The organism is Streptomyces avermitilis MA-4680 = NBRC 14893 (assembly GCF_000009765.2).
In the GTDB taxonomy this organism is placed as follows: Bacteria; Actinomycetota; Actinomycetes; order Streptomycetales; family Streptomycetaceae; genus Streptomyces; species Streptomyces avermitilis.
The window spans coordinates 4,962,513-4,978,336 of sequence record NC_003155.5; the positions used below are offsets into that span (position 1 = coordinate 4,962,513).

15 protein-coding genes are annotated in these 15,824 nt (G+C 70.4%); 6 read left to right on the top strand and 9 right to left on the bottom strand.

What is annotated here, in order from left to right; translation table 11 throughout:
* Positions 1–215: 215 nt before the first annotated feature.
* The gene (locus SAVERM_RS20845) at positions 216–1,979 is read right to left on the bottom strand and encodes a trypsin-like serine protease (RefSeq protein WP_010985473.1); all 1,764 of its coding nucleotides are present in this window, start codon (positions 1,977–1,979) and stop codon (positions 216–218) included.
* A 432-nt stretch (positions 1,980–2,411) separates the two neighbouring features.
* Here SAVERM_RS20845 and SAVERM_RS20850 point away from each other — a divergent pair, with 432 nt between their 5' ends.
* The 4 genes from SAVERM_RS20850 to SAVERM_RS20865 all read left to right on the top strand — a co-directional run bounded on the left by SAVERM_RS20850 (position 2,412) and on the right by SAVERM_RS20865 (position 6,493).
* Positions 2,412–3,623 carry a S1C family serine protease gene (locus tag SAVERM_RS20850; RefSeq protein WP_037650787.1) on the top strand — a complete coding sequence of 404 codons (1,212 nt, stop codon included), beginning with the start codon at positions 2,412–2,414 and terminating at the stop codon, positions 3,621–3,623.
* Between the two features lie 64 nt (positions 3,624–3,687).
* Positions 3,688–3,894 (top strand): hypothetical protein, encoded by a 207-nt coding sequence (locus SAVERM_RS20855; RefSeq protein ID WP_037650784.1) that lies wholly within the window; start codon positions 3,688–3,690, stop codon positions 3,892–3,894.
* Between the two features lie 386 nt (positions 3,895–4,280).
* Positions 4,281–5,012: a response regulator transcription factor gene (locus tag SAVERM_RS20860; protein WP_010985476.1), complete on the top strand. Its 732-nt coding sequence runs from the start codon at positions 4,281–4,283 to the stop codon at positions 5,010–5,012.
* Positions 5,009–6,493 carry a sensor histidine kinase gene (locus SAVERM_RS20865; protein WP_010985477.1) on the top strand — a complete coding sequence of 495 codons (1,485 nt, stop codon included), beginning with the start codon at positions 5,009–5,011 and terminating at the stop codon, positions 6,491–6,493. Before SAVERM_RS20860 ends, SAVERM_RS20865 begins: the two co-directional genes overlap by 4 nt.
* A gap of 4 nt (positions 6,494–6,497) precedes the next feature.
* On the opposite strand, the gene SAVERM_RS20870 is transcribed toward SAVERM_RS20865, so the two are convergent.
* Both SAVERM_RS20870 and SAVERM_RS20875 read right to left on the bottom strand, forming a co-directional pair.
* Positions 6,498–6,704, bottom strand: a complete 207-nt coding sequence (locus tag SAVERM_RS20870) for a DUF397 domain-containing protein (RefSeq protein WP_037650781.1) — start codon at positions 6,702–6,704, stop codon at positions 6,498–6,500.
* Entirely contained in the window at positions 6,701–7,534 is an 834-nt protein-coding gene (locus SAVERM_RS20875) for a helix-turn-helix domain-containing protein (protein WP_010985479.1), read from the bottom strand. The genes SAVERM_RS20870 and SAVERM_RS20875 overlap by 4 nt, the downstream gene beginning before the upstream one ends.
* 125 nt (positions 7,535–7,659) lie before the next feature.
* Here SAVERM_RS20875 and SAVERM_RS43090 point away from each other — a divergent pair, with 125 nt between their 5' ends.
* On the top strand, positions 7,660–7,998 hold the full coding sequence (locus SAVERM_RS43090; protein WP_037650778.1) for a hypothetical protein: 339 nt from the start codon (positions 7,660–7,662) through the stop codon (positions 7,996–7,998).
* A complete protein-coding gene (locus SAVERM_RS20885; RefSeq protein ID WP_010985480.1) occupies positions 7,995–8,291 on the top strand; it encodes a hypothetical protein in 297 nt (98 codons plus the stop codon). The genes SAVERM_RS43090 and SAVERM_RS20885 overlap by 4 nt, the downstream gene beginning before the upstream one ends.
* A gap of 58 nt (positions 8,292–8,349) precedes the next feature.
* On the opposite strand, the gene murJ is transcribed toward SAVERM_RS20885, so the two are convergent.
* The 6 genes from murJ to SAVERM_RS20905 form a co-directional block, all read right to left on the bottom strand.
* Positions 8,350–10,023 (bottom strand): murein biosynthesis integral membrane protein MurJ, encoded by a 1,674-nt coding sequence (gene murJ, locus SAVERM_RS20890; RefSeq protein WP_010985481.1) that lies wholly within the window; start codon positions 10,021–10,023, stop codon positions 8,350–8,352.
* 76 nt (positions 10,024–10,099) lie between these two features.
* Positions 10,100–11,905 (bottom strand): ABC transporter ATP-binding protein, encoded by a 1,806-nt coding sequence (locus tag SAVERM_RS20895; RefSeq protein WP_010985482.1) that lies wholly within the window; start codon positions 11,903–11,905, stop codon positions 10,100–10,102.
* A gap of 109 nt (positions 11,906–12,014) precedes the next feature.
* A complete protein-coding gene (locus tag SAVERM_RS45355) occupies positions 12,015–12,140 on the bottom strand; it encodes a hypothetical protein (protein ID WP_255253748.1) in 126 nt (41 codons plus the stop codon).
* A gap of 80 nt (positions 12,141–12,220) precedes the next feature.
* Positions 12,221–12,355, bottom strand: a complete 135-nt coding sequence (locus SAVERM_RS45360; protein WP_010985484.1) for a hypothetical protein — start codon at positions 12,353–12,355, stop codon at positions 12,221–12,223.
* Between the two features lie 242 nt (positions 12,356–12,597).
* Complete coding sequence (locus SAVERM_RS20900) at positions 12,598–13,890, bottom strand: LmeA family phospholipid-binding protein (protein ID WP_078234394.1); 1,293 nt, start codon at positions 13,888–13,890, stop codon at positions 12,598–12,600.
* Positions 13,891–13,948: 58 nt separating this feature from the next.
* The gene (locus SAVERM_RS20905; protein ID WP_010985486.1) at positions 13,949–15,760 is read right to left on the bottom strand and encodes a bifunctional metallophosphatase/5'-nucleotidase; all 1,812 of its coding nucleotides are present in this window, start codon (positions 15,758–15,760) and stop codon (positions 13,949–13,951) included.
* Positions 15,761–15,824: the final 64 nt, after the last annotated feature.

The window sequence follows — 15,824 nt, forward strand, 5'->3', positions numbered from 1 at the left end:
TCGTGAGCGGTGCGGGGCGGTGGGGGCTGGTCGCGCAGTTCCCCGCGCCCCTGACGGGGCTCGGCCCCGGGTGAATGCTGCGGGGCGGTGGGGGCTGGTCGCGCGGTTCCCCGCGCCCCCGACGGGGCTCGGCCCCAGGTGGACACTGCGGGGCGGTGGGGGCTGGTCGCGCAGTTCCCCGCGCCCCTGACGGGGGCGCGAGGAACCGGCGTTTTCTAGAACAGCAGGTTGTACTGGTTGAAGCCGCTGCCCAGGGCGATCCTTGAGCCGAAGAGGCTGCTGGACGCCTTGTTCGTGCCCGGGTACAGCCACAGCTTGCCGCCCGAGTCGCGGGTGATCACGTCGGCGATGCCGTCGCCGGTCACGTCACCGTTGGCGACGTACGAGGTGAAGTTCCAGCCCGTGCGCGCCTTGATCCGGCTCGACCAGGGCGCCTTCTCCTGCTGGGTGCCCTTGTAGAGCCACAGTGTGCCGTCCGTGGAACGGACCAGCAGGTCGGCGCGGCCGTCGCCGGACAGATCGCCGTGGCCGAAGATCTTCACGTTCTTCCAGGCCTTGTCGACGACCTTGACCCGGCCGTAGAACTGGCCGTTGCCCTTGCCGGGGTACAGGTAGACCGAGCCGTCCGCGTCCACCGCGACCAGGTCGGGGCGGGCGTCACCGGTCAGGTCGCCGGGGACGGCGTACGACTTGTAGCCGCCCCAGACCGAGCTGATCTGCATCCAGGTGAACTCGCCGCTGGTGTGGTCCATGTAGCTGCGGTACAGCTTGCCGTCCGTCTTGTCGCGGACGATCAGGTCCTGGAAGAAGTCCCGGTCCAGGTCGGCCTGGAGGACCCAGCTCGCGCTCTGCCAGCCGTTGCCCTGGTAGGCGCGCTGGGCCAGCGAGGTGCCCTTGCTGTCCTGCTCGAACAGACCGCCGGAGGGCGTACGGGCCAGCAGGTCGGCGCGGCCGTCGTAGGACAGGTCGGTGTCGTCGATGCGCGGCTGGGCCGCCCAGGTGTACGAGGACACCTTGGTGAACACCGGGTAGGCGCCCTTGCCCGTGCAGCCGGCGACGCCCCACGAGACAATGCCGATGATCTTGTTGCCGTAGATCACGGGCCCGCCGGAGTCCCCGTTGCAGGGGCTCTTGGTGGTCGCGTCGGTGCCGCCGGCCGGGGTGCCCGCGCAGAACATCGAGCCCTCGACGAAGTCGTCCTCGCCCAGGACCGACTGCATCGCGGAGTTGCAGGTCGTGTCGTCGACGATCGGCAGGTCGGCCTTGCGCAGCTTCGACGACAGCTCGGTGCCGGCGCCCTCGGTCAGACCCCAGCCGTAGACCGTGGCGGTCTGGCCCGGGGTGTACCAGGGGGTGTCGCCCGCGGCCGCCAGCCGCATCCACTTCTGCTCCAGCGGCCGGTCGAGGGTGAGCACCGCGATGTCGTTCTTGATGGTCACCGGGTTGTAGTTCGGGTGGTTCCACTGGCGCCAGACACCGGCGACGGTGCCGTTGGTGTCGTCGTACAGATCGGTGGTGCCGGCCAGGACGGCGCCGTTCTTGACCCAGTCGAGGCCCGCGACGCAGTGGGCGGCGGTGAGGACCTTGTTCGGGGCGACCAGGGTGCCGCCGCAGAAGTAGCCGTCACCGGTGGCGTCGTCGTAGTAGGCGAGCTGGACCATCCACGGCGCGCCGGCGATGGTCGTCTCGCTGCCGCCGATGATGAACGGCGTGTTCTTCGGCGTCTCGGCCTGGGTCGCCTGGTCCTCGGCCGCCGCGATGACGCGGTCGCGCAGTTCCTTGGTGGAGGCGGTGGGCCGCGGGGTCGCCCGCTGCTGGGCGGCGACACCGGGGTCCGGCAGTCCGCCGGGTCCGTCGGCGGCGGTGGCGGGCTGGGACGCGAGGACGCCGGCGCAGCTCAGCGCCAGCGCGAGAGCGGCCGCGGGAAACGCCGTGACGAGGCGTCTCGGTCTCAGTCGGCCACGCAGGGCAGGTATCACTCAGGGCTCCTGGGGTGGGTGTCGTAGGGGCCCGAGAAGGGCGTACGACGCACCGGTCCGAACCTGCCCACTGAACGCAGATCGGACGAACCCGCGGAGCCCCCCTCCGGCCCGGCGATCGTAGGCCTCACGTGTCACCGCACACACGGGTCGCACAGGAGTCAGACAAGTGTTCGTCCGGCGCGTTCCGTGTCATCACCGTGCGGCAACCCGCTGTTTCCCGGGGCTGAGCGGGCCTGATTCCCGGGCCTGAGCGGGCCCCGTTTCCCGGGCCTGAGCGGGCCTGGTTCCCGGGCCTGAGCGGGCCTGGACCTCCTCCCGGGCGCCTTTGTGCCGTCCCCCCGGGCGCCTTTATATCGGGCATACGAGGTTCTGTCGGGCTTCTCAGCGGGGACTCAGGTGCCTCTCATGATCGCGGGGGAACCTTCTTTCATGACCGAGAGCTTCCGCCGCAGCGGCGAGTACCCCGAGGGCGACCACCAGCAGCCTGCGTACCCCCAGCAGCAGCACTCTTCTTCTCCCGTGAACCCCGAGTGGCCGCCCCCGCCGGCCTACGAGCCGGTCACGCCGGTCGCCGTCGAGCCGGGCACGACGGTCTGGCCGTCCCCGGCACAGGCTCAGGCCCATGGCCACGTCGCGGGCCAGGCCGCGGACCACACCTTCGCGGCGACCGGTGACGGCGGCTACGGCGGCGGCCACGGCGGCGATACGGCTCTCTTCACCACGTCCCCCGAGGGCGCCGGTGCCGCTCCGAAGAAGCGCGCCAGAGGTCCGCTGGCCCTGCTGGCCGCCGTCGCGATAGTCGCGGCCGCCATCGGCGGCGGCACCGCGTACGGCATCCAGGAGCTGACCGGCAACGACACCGCGTCGAGCAGCACCAGCACGAACGTGGTGCCCACCGCCAAGAAGGGCACCGTCGCCGGTGTCGCCCAGGCGGTCAGCCCGAGCATCGTCGAGATCAGCGCCGCCTCGAACGCCGGTTCGTCGACCGGCGCGGGTGTGATCATCACGTCCAGTGGCGAGATCATCACCAACAACCACGTCATCTCGGGTGCCTCCGAGATCAAGGTGCAACTGAACAACGGCAAGTCGTACACCGCGAAGGTCGTCGGCACCGACAGCAAGAAGGACCTCGCGCTCATCAAGCTGGAGAGCGCGCCGTCCGGTCTGAAGGCCGCCACGCTCGGCAACTCCGACGGCGTCCAGGTCGGCGACGACGTCGTCGCGATCGGCTCCCCCGAGGGCCTGACCGGCACCGTCACCAGCGGCATCGTGTCGGCTCTGGACCGTGACGTGACCGTCTCGACGGACGAGAGCCAGGGCCAGCAGCAACAGCAGGGCGGCGGCGGCAACGGCGAGTGGCCGTTCTCCTTCGGCGGCCAGCAGTTCAACGGCGACACCGGCTCGTCGACCACGACGTACAAGGCGCTCCAGACGGACGCCTCCCTCAACCCCGGCAACTCCGGCGGTGCGCTCATCGACATGAACGGCAACATCATCGGCATCAACTCGGCGATGTACTCGGCCGCTTCGGACTCCTCGTCCAGCTCCTCGAGCGCGGGCAGCGTCGGCCTCGGCTTCGCCATCCCGATCAACACCGTCAAGGCCGACCTGGAAACCCTGCGTTCCGGTTCCACCGGCTGAGCACCCGCCGCGATGGGTGTCGACAAGTCGATTCAAACGATTAAAGTCGAGTAAGGAGTACGCCATGATCAAGAACCTTTCGCACACGGTGGCCGACACTGACCCGGCCGAAGTCGCTCGCGCCCTCGCGGTCGCCCTCGAACTGCACGCACCGGCCCCACGGGCGCCCGAGGTGGCGGTCCCGCCGCAGCTGATGGGCCTCCGTATGCCCGCCACGCGCAGGCACCGCCGCAAGGTGGTCCTGAGCCACCTCGGCGGGGTGTGCGTGTGAGCCGGAGCGGACGACGGCCGCTCCCGGCGGGGCCTTCCTCGGCCGTACGCTCGGCCGACCGCACGGCCGGCGCCGGCTGATCCCCCGGCCGACCCCACTGGCCGACTCCCGGCCGGTCCCACTGGCCCACTCCCGACCGGTCCCGGGCTGGCAGCTCGACCGATCCGGGGCCGACCCCCTGGCCGGCCCCGACCGATCCCAGCTGATCCTTCGACCGGCCCCCGACCGATCCCAGCTGATCCTTCGACCGGCCCCCGGCAGACCCCCGACCGACCTCCCGCTGATCCCCGGCCGACCCCCGACCGATGCTTTCCGCCCCGGACCGGAATCGTGCGAGGCTGAATGCGTCCAGAACCGTCCCACCGCACCCATAGGAACCCACGCCCATGAGCCCCGCCGAAGGCGACCGTGAACCCCAGCGCATCCTGATCGTCGACGACGAGCCCGCGGTGCGCGAAGCACTCCAGCGCAGCCTCGCCTTCGAGGGGTACGACACCGAGGTGGCCGTCGACGGCGCGGACGCTCTGGAGAAGGCGACGGCATACCAGCCCGACCTGGTCGTCCTCGACATCCAGATGCCCCGGATGGACGGCCTCACCGCCGCCCGCCGTATCCGCGGCGCGGGCACGACGACCCCGATCCTGATGCTGACGGCCCGCGACACGGTGGGCGACCGCGTCACCGGCCTGGACGCCGGCGCGGACGACTACCTGGTCAAGCCCTTCGAGCTGGACGAGCTCTTCGCCCGTATCCGCGCCCTGCTGCGCCGCAGCTCGTACGCGGCGACGGCGGTGGGCGTGCCGGAGGACGACGCGCTGACGTTCGGCGATCTGCGGATGGACCTGGCGACGCGCGAGGTCACGCGCGGCGGCCGGTCGGTGGAGCTGATCCGTACGGAGTTCACGCTCCTGGAGATGTTCCTGGCGCACCCCCGCCAGGTCCTCACCCGGGAGCAGATCCTGAAGGCGGTCTGGGGCTTCGACTTCGAGCCGTCCTCCAACTCCCTGGACGTGTACGTCATGTACCTGCGCCGCAAGACGGAGGCGGGCGGTGAGCCGCGCCTCGTCCACACGGTACGGGGCGTGGGGTATGTGCTGCGGTCGGGCGGCGCGGAATGAACAGAGCGGTACGCCGTTTCAGAACCCTGCCGATCCGCTCCCGGCTGGCGCTGCTGGTGGCGGCGGCGGTGGCGTTCGGAGTGGCGGCGGTCTCGGTCACCTGCTGGTTCATCGTGCAGGGGAAGCTGTACGACGAGATCGACACCAACCTCAAGGCGCAGAAGGGACCCGTGTCGTACGGATCGGTCAAGCGCGCCGGCTACAACTGCGGCCGGGATCCGAAGAGCAGCGACGAAAGCCTCCACGGACGTTCCGAGTACTACACCCAGGTGGTCAAGGCAGACGGCACCGTCTGCGCCTTCGACGGCTCCGCGGGCACGGTGAAGGTCACCAGCAGCGACATGGCCATGGTCAAGAACCCGAGCTGGGCCGGCGGCGCGCCCCGAACTGGAACCGACAGCGAAGGCAACCCCGTGCGGGTGCTGATCATGCCGCTCATCGTCACCGACGGTCCGGTCCCCGTGCCGACTCCGGTAGACAACACCGCCGTCGTCGTGGCCGCCCCCCTGGAGGGCACCCAGTCCACCCTGAAGGACCTGGCCCTCCTCCTGCTCCTCGTCTCCGGCATCGGAGTCGTCGGCGCCGGAGCCGCCGGCCTGGCGGTGGCCCGCGCCGGCCTCAGCCCCGTCGACAAGCTCACCGACACGGTGGAACATGTCGCCCGCACGGAAGACCTCTCCGTCCGCATCCCGGTCGAGGAGGACAGCGAGGACGAGGTCGCCCGCCTCTCCCGCTCCTTCAACTCGATGACGTCCGCGCTCGCCAGCTCCCGCGAGCTGCAACAGCAGCTCATCGCCGACGCGGGCCACGAACTCCGTACGCCCCTGACGTCGTTGCGCACGAACATCGAACTCCTCACCCGCAGCGAGGAGACGGGACGCCCGCTTCCCCCGGCCGACCGCAAGGCCCTCCTGGCGTCGGTGAAGGCGCAGATGACGGAACTGGCGGCGCTGATCGGCGACTTGCAGACGCTGTCCCGCTCCGACGCGGGTCATCCGGCCGACCGCGTGGAGGTGGTCTCGCTCCAGGACACGGTCGAGGCGGCCCTGCGCCGGGCCCGGCTGCGCGGCCCGGAGCTGACGATCACGGCGGACCTCCAGCCCTGGTACGTACGGGCGGAGCCCAGCGCGCTGGAGCGGGCCATCGTGAACATCCTGGACAACGCGGTGAAGTTCAGCCCGGAGGGCGGCACGATCGAGGTCGCGCTCGACAAGGGCGCCCTGACCGTCCGCGACCACGGCCCCGGCATCGAGACCGACGAACTCCCCCACGTCTTCGACCGCTTCTGGCGCTCCCCGTCGGCCCGCGCGCTCCCGGGCTCGGGCCTGGGCCTGTCGATCGTGGCGCGCACGGTGCAGCAGTCGGGCGGCGAGGTGTCCCTGCGGCGGGCGGAGAACGGCGGGACGGTGGCGACGGTCCGCCTGCCGGGCGCGGCAACGCCGCCGCCGGATCTGGATCCGGACGACGCCGGAAGCCAGTAGTTACTTACCTGCCTTCACCCTTGGCCATCGCAAGGAACGCGGCCCAGGGCTCCGCCCCGAAGACCAACGCGGGGCCCTGCGGGGCCTTGCTGTCGCGGACGGGGACGAGGCCGGGGTAGCCGTCGGCGACCTCGACGCAGTTCGAGTCTCCCCCGTCGCTGTAGGACGACTTACGCCACACAGCGGTGGTGAGGTCGGGGGTTCCGTTCATGATCTGCACTCCTCCAGAAGGCGCTTGATGAACGTCGTCGACTCCGCCGGAGTCAACGCCGCATCCCGGACGAGATCGTAGGACAAACGGTAGGACAGGACCTTGTCCGGATCGTCGACCAGCTCACCAAAGCCATTGCCCTCCACGTAGGCAACGGGCTCGCCGACCCGCTGCCACATCAGCGTGAGGTCGCTGTTCATGAGGTCGTGCACGCCTGCCGTGAAGGGCAACACCTGAAGCGTGACCGACGCCAGTTCGGCTACGTCAACCAGATGTACCAGCTGGTCTGCCCACACCTTCTCCTTGGGAACGCGTCGCCGCAGTGCCCCCTCGTCGAGGATCACGCGGACACTCGGGGCCGGTTGGCGGTGGAGCATCTCCTGCCGTCCCACGCGCGCGGCCACCTGTTCCTCGACCTCCTCGCCGTTGCCAGCCGTTGTCTGTGCTCTGGACAACCCAGACAACACCACACGGGCATAGTCCTCGGTCTGCAACAGGCCCGGCACCCGCAGCTGGAACTTCCACATGACCCGCGCTGTCGCCTCCAGCTCCATGAACGCCTTGTACTTGTCCTTGATGACGTCCTTGCGCGCGTCCCGCCATAAGCGAACCAGCAGGTCACCGGACCCGTGGTACCTGTCCAGGTCCTCCATGACCGCCCGCTTGGAGAGCCGCTCCCCCGTCTCCAAGCGGTACAGATAGCTCTTGTCGTACGACGTCTCCCCGGCCAACTGCCCCAGCGTCTTGCCGGACTTCTCCCGCAGCAACCGCAGCGTCCGCCCGAGCGCGGCACGCCCGGACTCCCGTTCCCCGTCAACAAGTTCGTCCACGTCACCCCTCCCCGTTGCCTGGCGCCCAGACAACACCGACCCTCTTCCGCAGCGTACGGCGAAGCAGTGACGATCGAGACACGAACGGTAATCACCGCTCGTCAGGACGCTGCAAGGGAGCCGACGTGCGCGGACGTAACGCGGGACTCTGGGAATCGCTACTGCTGGCACTGGTGCGGGCGCTGCTGCCCGCCCGGGGCCGGCACCGAGCGGTCCCGCTCCAGGGCCGGGGCCGCGACCGGCTGCTGGCCCCCGCGACCGCGTCGCCGTTACGACCCCGCCGCCCCCTCGACGCACGGCAGCCCATCGAACTCGACACCCCCCTCGTACGCCCGTACCTCCTCACCTCCGAGGAACGCCGCGAACGGAGACTGCGGCGGCAGCGGTGGCACGCCCTCTGGCCGGCCGTACACGGCGTCGATGTCGGTCCTCGCCGGATCCACGGAGTGGAGGTGCCGGCGTGACCAGCGTGGACGGAACGTCCGAACAGCTTCGGCTGCTGCCCTGGACCACCCCCGACGGCAGGCCCTGCTACCTCAGCGCCGCCAGTGACCACAGCCGTCTGTCCCTGCTCGCCGACGACATGGAGGCGGCCCAACTGGACTCCGCCGAGCAGGTGCTGGCCGGAGCGAAGGCCGTGCTCGCCGACCCCAAGGCCGGCGAACGCGCGGTGCGCTTCGCGCTCACCAGGGCGACCGAGTCCCTCGGGGACACCCTCCGCATCGCCGTCAGCCGAGGCGGACGCCTCCCCGGGTAGCAGACCGGCAAGCGCAGGACGGACGGCGACACCGAAGGCACGGTCCCGGCGGAGCCGATTAGCCCCGCCCGGGCAGCCGTAGCTCGCTGACCTTCAACAGCCGGGCGAGGGCGACGTAGACCAGGGCCATCGTCACCGCTCCCGCGGCGAGGGCGAGCGCGGTCGGTGTCGTGGTGGCGGTGGCCCGGGCCGCCGCCCAGCCCGCGCCCGCGGCGACGGCGGACGCGCACAGCAATTTTCCGTACGTGCGCCGCAGCTCCCCGTCGTCGAGGCGGCGGCCGCCGAGCCGCTTCCGCAGCAGCCTGGCGGTGAGAAGGAGTCCGGCCAGGTACGACAGGGTGTACCCGGCCGCCATGCCGGTCACCGCCCAGCGGGCGGGGAGCAGCAGATGGCAGGCGGTGGCCAGCGCGATGTTCACCACGGCGATCCAGACGGCCATGAAGAAGGGCGTCCGGGTGTCCTCGAAGGCGTAGAAGCCGCGCAGCAGGAGGTACTGGGCGGAGAACGGGATCAGGCCGAGGCCGAACGCCTGGAGCATGTGTCCGAGCGGCTGCGCGGAGGCGGCGTCCGCCGCGCCGTGGGCGAAGAGCAGGGTCGCGATCCCCGGGCCCAGCGCGAGGAAGAGGAATCCGGCGGGCACGATGACCACGCCGCTGATCCGCAGCACCCGGGAGAGATCGGCGCGCAGATCCGGCAGGCGGTCCTCCGCGACGGCCCGGCTCATGCGTGGCAGCAGCGCGGTCACCAGGGAGACGGTGACGATGGACTGCGGCAGCATCCAGATCGTCTGCGCGTACGTGTAGGCCGTGTATCCGGCGCCGGCCTTCGGGAGTTCCTGGTCGACGGCGTTGGCGTAGTTGGTGACCACGGTCAGGGCGACCTGGTTGGCCAGCACGAGGAGCAGGGTCCACTTCGCGGCGTGGACGCTCTTGCCGAGACCCGTGCCGCGCCAGTCGAACCGCGGCCGGAACCGGAAGCCGGCCGCCCGCACGAAGGGAATCAGCGCGAGGGCCTGGAGCGCGATCCCGGCGGTGGTGCACACTCCGAGGAAGCGCACCTGCTGTCCGGTGATGTCCTCCACCCGGTCCGGGACCGTCATCAGGCTCAAGTACGCGCCGAACATGCCTATCAGCACGACGTTGTTCAGCACCGGCGTCCACATCATCGCGCCGAACTTCTCGCGGGCGTTGAGGACTTGGCCGAGGATGCTGAACACCCCGTAGAAGAAGATCTGCGGCAGCAGGAACCGGGCGAAGACCACGGTCAGCTCGAACGCCTCATGGCTGTCCGGGGTGTCCCGCATGTACAGGGCCACGATGCCCGGGGCGGCCCACACCGCCAGCGCCGTCCCCACGCCCAGGACGCACAGGACGAGCGTCACCAGGCGCTGCTCGTAGGCCCGTCCGCCGTCCGGCTGGGTCGCGCGGGCCCGCACCAGCTGCGGCACGAGCACGGCGTTGAGCGCGCCGCCGATCAGCAGGGTGTAGAGACTGGTCGGCACCGTGTTCGCCGTGTTGTACGTACTGGCCAGCAGGCCCGTGCCCAGCGCCGCGGCTTGCAGCACCTGCCGGATCAGCCCGGTCGCCCGCGACACCACCGTGCCCAGCGCCATGAGCAACGACGAACGGGCCAGCCCGCCCTTGCCCGCCCTGGCCTTCGGAGCGGCATGCCGCCCCTCCACCAGATCCCCCGCCGACGCGGCCCCCGTCGCGGACTCAGTCCCCTCAACCATCCGGTAAACCTACGTGGTTGACCCGCCGTCTTCGGCGGCGGGAGGCAGGCGGCGGGCGGCGGGCGGCGGGCGGCGCTCAGAGGCGGAGCATCAGGGTGTCCTCGCCGGGCACGGACATGGTCTCCGCCACTGACACGGTCTCCGTCACCGTTTCCGGCAGCGGCGCCGCCAGCCTCGCGTATGCCCCGCCCCGGGCGATGAGTTCCGTGTGCGTGCCCGTCTCGACCAGGCGGCCGCCGTCCACCACGAGGATGCTGTCCGCGTCCGGGGCCAGGCTCAGGTCGTGCGTGATCATGATGGTCGTACGGCCGGACATGAGCCGCCGCAGCGGCAGCACCACGCGGCGCGCGGCGAGCGCGTCGAGGCCTGCCGTCGGCTCGTCGAGGACCAGCACCGGGGCCGGGCGGAGCATCGCGCGGGCGATCGCGATCCGCTGGAGCTGGCCACCGGACAGGGCCGCCGTGCCGGGGGCGATCTCCGTGTCGTATCCGTCGGGCAGGGCGGCGATGAAGTCGTGCGCCGCCGCGTCCCGGGCCGCGCTCTCGATCTCCGTGTCCGTGGCGCCCGGGCGGCCGCACTCGATGTTCTCGCGGATCGTGCCGTGCAGGATCAGGGTCTCCTGGGGCAGCAGGGCCACGTTCTCGCGCAGGAACTCCAGGGGTACGTCCGACAGCGGGACGCCGTCCAGGCAGATCGCGCCCGCCGTCGGATCGTAGAAGCGGGTCAGCAGCTTCGACAGCGTCGACTTTCCGGCGCCGCTCGGGCCCGTGACCAGGACGAGTTCGCCGGGGCCCGCCGTGAACGTCACGTCGTGCAGGGACTCGCGGCCAGAGCCCGGGTAGCGGAAGGACGCGCCGTGGAAGCTGACCCAGCCGCGTACGGGCCACGGGGCGACCGGTGCGGCGGGATCGGTCACCGCCGGCTTCGCATCGAGGATCTCCTGGAGGCGGGCCGCGCCCGCGGTGGCGGCGGTCAGGGTCAGGCCGAGCTGACCGAGGTTGCGGATCGGCGGGTAGAGATAGCCGAGGAAGGCGGCGAAGGCCAGCAACTGGCCCAGCGTCATACGGCCCTGGGAGATCTCCCAGGCGCCCAGGCCGATCACCGCGAGCACGCACAGCGTCTCGACGACCTCGACGACCTGCTCGTACATCTCGCTCGCCCGCGCCCCGCGCACGGACGCCCGCATCCAGGCACGTGCCTCGCGGTCGAGCCGCTTCTCCTCGGCGCCGCGGCGGTTGTACGCCTGGGTGAGGACGATGTTGCCGAGGGACTCCTCGACGACCGAGGTGATCGCGCCGTCGGCGGCCCGCTCGTCCTGCGCGGACTCCTTGATACGGCCGGCGAAGCGGCGTGCGGTGACGAGGAAGAGAGGGGCGAGCAGGAAGGTGACGAGGGCCAGGTCCCAGCGCAGCCAGAGCGCGGCGGCCGCGTAGAAGACGGCGGAGAAGGCGGCGGAGAAGGTGCCGACCACCCCCGATACGACCAGCTGTTCGATGGCCTCCACGTCACCCGTCAGCCGCTCCACCAGGTCGCCCTGGCGGTGCTTCTGGAAGAAGTCCGGCGGCAGGTCCTGGACGTGCCGGAAGACGTTCGCGCGCAGCCGCAGGACGAAGCGCTCGGCGGTCCAGGTGGCGAGCGAGTTGCCGAGGTAGCCGACGAACGCGCCGAGGGCGGCGGCGCCCAGCCAGGCCACGGCGGGACCCCAGAAGGCGGAGAGCGAACCGGCCTTCAGGGCGTGGTCGGTGAGCTCGGCGAAGAGCAGGATCGACGCGGTCTCGGCGAGCGCGGACACGATCACGCACCCGATGATGAGCGCCAGCCACTTGCGGTCGCCGCGCGTCAGCGGCCAGAAGCGCGCGAACGCCTCTTTGACCTCGCGCATGTCACTTCTCCTTCTCGGTAACCCCTGGGACGTGGTCCCGGTACCCCCGGGACATGGCCGAGGCGGGGCCGCCGGAGAGATGTCCGGTGGCCCCGCCTCGTGGCGGACGTCAGCCCTGCTTGCCGACCGGGCGGCGCCTCGGCGCGGCCTTCTTCGGCGCGTGCTTCTTGGGGGCGGCCTTCTTCGGGGCCGGCTTCTCGTTCTTCTTGATGGGGGTGATCTTGTGGAAGCTCATGGGAATGCCTCTTTCCGCGAATTGAATTGCTCAGGTATTTGCTGTGCGTAAGCCCTGAAGGCTGTGAATCAACCCTGGAATCAATCCTGGCTCTTGTTGCCGACCGGGCGGCGGACCTGACGCCTGGCCGGCTTGTGCTGCGCCTTCTTGGGGGCGGGGGCGGCGGGAGCGGCCTTGCGGGGCTTCTTGACCGGGGCGACCTTGTGGAAGCTCATGGGTGTCTCCTTGTTCCGTGCGGGTGACGTGCGGGTGATTTCCCTTTGCCGTTTGCGTTGTTCGCTTTCGACATGGAAAACACTACGGGACCCCGGGGCCGGAAAAGGCTAATTCAGCTGAGACCTCAATGAATTGCGCCTGAGACAAATTTTCAGACGGCCCGCGGAACCGAACCCGTATTCACACAGAATTTAGGACGATGTCCCGTCAGGACCCACGCCCCGTCAGGACTTGCGCCCCGTCAGGACTTGCCGACGCGCAGTCCCGACCCCACGAGCCGCACCCGGATGCCGTCCTTCATCACGCGTACGTCCCGCAGCCACAGGTCCCCGTGCTCCGGCTGCGGGAGACGGAAACCGAAGGAGAGACGGTCGACGAGGACCGGGCGGGTGAGCCGGGACAGGCCGTCGAGGAGCGCGGGGTCAAGACCGAAGCGCTTCAGCAGCTCCGGGTGGGCCGCCGCCACGTCGATCAGGTTCAGGCCCATCGCCTGGCGCGCGAAGCGGTCCGAGCCGGTGAGCTCGGCGAGCTTCGTGTCGTCGCTCAGGGCCGCGCGGACCGCCGCGTCGGGGACCCGCAGGGCACGCACGATCGACGGGACCGACAGCAGCGCCTTCGCCTTCGCCGTCTCGTGGGCGAGCCGGGCCGCCGACCGCCGGCTCAGATGCAGGCCCTCGGAGGGGCGGGTGCCCGGCCGGTAGGTGGCCACGTCCCCGATGTCCAGGCGCATACCGCCGATCCGCGTCGCGATGCCGCGCGCGCCGTCCCGCTCGATCCGGGCCTGCGCCCTCAGCCGCAGGTCGTGGCCCGCCACCGGCAGCGTGCCGCGCGCCAGCACCCGGTCGCGGCCCTCGCCCCTGAACCTCACCTGGGACGCGCCGAGTTCCCGGTCGAGGTCGTCGAAGGCGAGCAGCACCTCGCCGTGCAGCTCGGGTATGCGGGCGCCGCGCGGGGACGTCGGGCCGCCGTTGATGCGTACGCCCGTCGCGGTCGCCGACACCTTCGCCAGCGAGACCCGGTCGGCCGCCACGTCCGGCACGGTCAGCTTCACCGAGTCCAGTCGGCTGTCGCCGAGTTGGGTGAGGAAGGGAAAGCCGTCGATCTCGACCTCGGGCGCCGCGCTCAGACCGAGCCGGTCCTGGAGCGCTCCGGCCGCCCGCTGCTCGGCGTAGAGCAGTGCCCAGCGGTCGGCGAGGGTGAGGAAGGCGGCGAGAACAAGGACTCCGACCACCGCCTTCATCGCGAGCGGCAGCCCGGCGAAGCGACGTCGGCGGCGCCGGGCGCCGCGGCGCCGGTGGTTGGGCGGAGCCCAGTCCTCCACGGGCTCGGGCTCCTCCACCCGGAGGAACTCGTCCAGCGGCAACACTTCCAACGGCCCGTCGTCCAGGGCGCCCAGCTCGTCGTAGGGATTTGTATAGGTGTTCGGGCGGGTATTCGTATGCGGATCCGTATCGGGATCCGCATACGGATCCGTATCGGAATCCGTATCGGAATCCGCATCGGGATGCGTCGCTGTGCGGTGGGGAGTACGCATCGATTCATTCGATCATGCGCACCGGCCCCACACGCAACCGCTACCTCAGGTATGCGACCTACTTCACGACCGTGATCCGGTTCGCCGCCGGCACCGGATAAGGCGTCCCGGCCGAGGAGTTGGCCGTCAGGTACGCCTCGAGCGCGGCCAGGTCGTCACCGCCGACGACGACGTTCGTGCCCTTGCCGAGCTCCGCGAAGCCGTCGCCGCCGCCCGCGAGGAAGGAGTTCATCGCGACGCGGTAGGAGGCGGCCGGGTCGATCGCCGAGCCGTTCAGCTTGACGGAGTCGGTGACCACGCGCGCGGCGCCCGCCTTGGTGAGATCCAGGGTGTACGTCAGCCCGCCGGAGATCTGGAGGATCTTCGGCGCGGCCTCGTTGGACCCGCTCACCTGCTGCTGGAGCGCGGTGACCAGCTGTGCGCCGGTCAGGTTCACCAGGTTCACGGTGTTGGCGAACGGCTGGACCGTGTACGCCTCGCCGTACGTCACCACCCCGTCGCCCTCGCCGCCGCTCGCCGCGTAGGTGAGCGGGGCGCGGATGCCGCCCGGGTTCATCAGGGCCACGTCGGCCTCGGGGTCGACGGACCTGGCGTACGCGAGCTGCGCGTCCGCGATCAGGTCCCCGAGCGGGGACTCGGCACCCGTGTTGCCGATCTCGCCCGCGATGTAGCCGAGGGGCCGGGAGGCGATCGGCGCGGAGAGCGTCTTCCACTTGGTGATGAGGGCCGTCATGTCGGCGGCCTTCGTCACGTCACGGGTGACGACGCGGTTCACCGACTTCGTGGCCTTCACCGCCGTACGCGCGATGTCGCCGGTCCGCCGGTCGTACGTCAGGGTCGTGTCCGTGTAGAGGCGGCCGAAGGAGGACGCCGAGGTGACCATGCGCGGCTTGCCCGCCGGGTCGTTGATCGTGCACGCGTACGCCTGGTGGGTGTGGCCGGTGACCAGCGCGTCCACCGCCGGGGTCACGTTCTTGGCGATGTCGACGATCGGGCCGGAGATGCCGTCGCCGGCGCCCGGGCTGTCGCAGTCGTAGTTGTACGCCGTCGACGCGGGCGCGCCGCCCTCGTGGATCAGTGCGACGATCGACTTCACGCCCTGCTTCTGGAGCACCTTGGCGTACTTGTTGATCGTCTCGACCTCGTCGCCGAACTTGAGGCCCTTGACGCCGTCGGCGGAGACGATGTTCGGGGTGCCTTCGAGGGTCACGCCGATGAAGCCGACCTTGACGCCGTTCTTCTTCCACACCCAGTAGGGCTTGAGGAGCGGCTTGCCGGTCTTCTCGTCGGTGACGTTCGCGGCGAGGTAGGGGAAGTCGGCGCCCCGGAACTTCTCGCTGTCGTCGTCGTAACAGCCGTCCTTCGGGTGACAGCCGCCGTTCTGGAGGCGGGCCAGTTCCTTGGCGCCCTCGTCGAACTCGTGGTTGCCGACGCTCGTCACGTCCAGGTCGAGCTTGTTCAGCGCGGCGATCGTCGGCTCGTCGTGGAAGAGGCCGGAGATCAGCGGGGACGCGCCGACCATGTCGCCCGCGCCTGCCGTGATCGAGTACTTCTTGCCCTTGCGGGCCTCACGCAGATGCGTGGCGAGGTACTCGACACCGCCCGCGTCGACGGTCTTGCTCGTCCCGTCCGCCTGAAGCTCCGTGACCCGCCCCGAAGAACCGGCCGGCGGCTCCAGGTTGCCGTGCAGGTCGTTGAAGGACAGCAGCTGTACGTCCTGGTAGCGGCCGGGAAGGCCGTGCCCGTGGCCGCCGGGCCTGCCGCCGCCGGCGCTCGCGGGCAGCGCGGCGACCAGCGCGCCGACGGTGGCGAGCCCCGCGGCGGTGGAGAGGATGCGGTGGATACGTCTGTGCCGGTACGTCGGCGGCATGGGCCCCCCTGCGTGAGTTGTGTAAAGGCTGTGCCAAGGCGGTGGTTCGCGCAGCCTAGATTCA

Excerpts from the sequence above, each read along its gene's own strand:
- SAVERM_RS20850 (WP_037650787.1), top strand. The coding sequence starts at position 2,412 with ATGACCGAGAGCTTCCGCCGCAGCGGCGAGTACCCCGAGGGCGACCAC.
- SAVERM_RS20855 (WP_037650784.1), top strand. The coding sequence starts at position 3,688 with ATGATCAAGAACCTTTCGCACACGGTGGCCGACACTGACCCGGCCGAA.
- SAVERM_RS20860 (WP_010985476.1), top strand. The coding sequence starts at position 4,281 with ATGAGCCCCGCCGAAGGCGACCGTGAACCCCAGCGCATCCTGATCGTC.
- SAVERM_RS20865 (WP_010985477.1), top strand. The coding sequence starts at position 5,009 with ATGAACAGAGCGGTACGCCGTTTCAGAACCCTGCCGATCCGCTCCCGG.
- SAVERM_RS20870 (WP_037650781.1), bottom strand. The coding sequence starts at position 6,704 with ATGAACGGAACCCCCGACCTCACCACCGCTGTGTGGCGTAAGTCGTCC.
- murJ (WP_010985481.1), bottom strand. The coding sequence starts at position 10,023 with ATGGTTGAGGGGACTGAGTCCGCGACGGGGGCCGCGTCGGCGGGGGAT.
- SAVERM_RS20895 (WP_010985482.1), bottom strand. The coding sequence starts at position 11,905 with ATGCGCGAGGTCAAAGAGGCGTTCGCGCGCTTCTGGCCGCTGACGCGC.
- SAVERM_RS45355 (WP_255253748.1), bottom strand. The coding sequence starts at position 12,140 with ATGAGCTTCCACAAGATCACCCCCATCAAGAAGAACGAGAAGCCGGCC.
- SAVERM_RS45360 (WP_010985484.1), bottom strand. The coding sequence starts at position 12,355 with ATGAGCTTCCACAAGGTCGCCCCGGTCAAGAAGCCCCGCAAGGCCGCT.
- SAVERM_RS20900 (WP_078234394.1), bottom strand. The coding sequence starts at position 13,890 with ATGCGTACTCCCCACCGCACAGCGACGCATCCCGATGCGGATTCCGAT.
- SAVERM_RS20905 (WP_010985486.1), bottom strand. The coding sequence starts at position 15,760 with ATGCCGCCGACGTACCGGCACAGACGTATCCACCGCATCCTCTCCACC.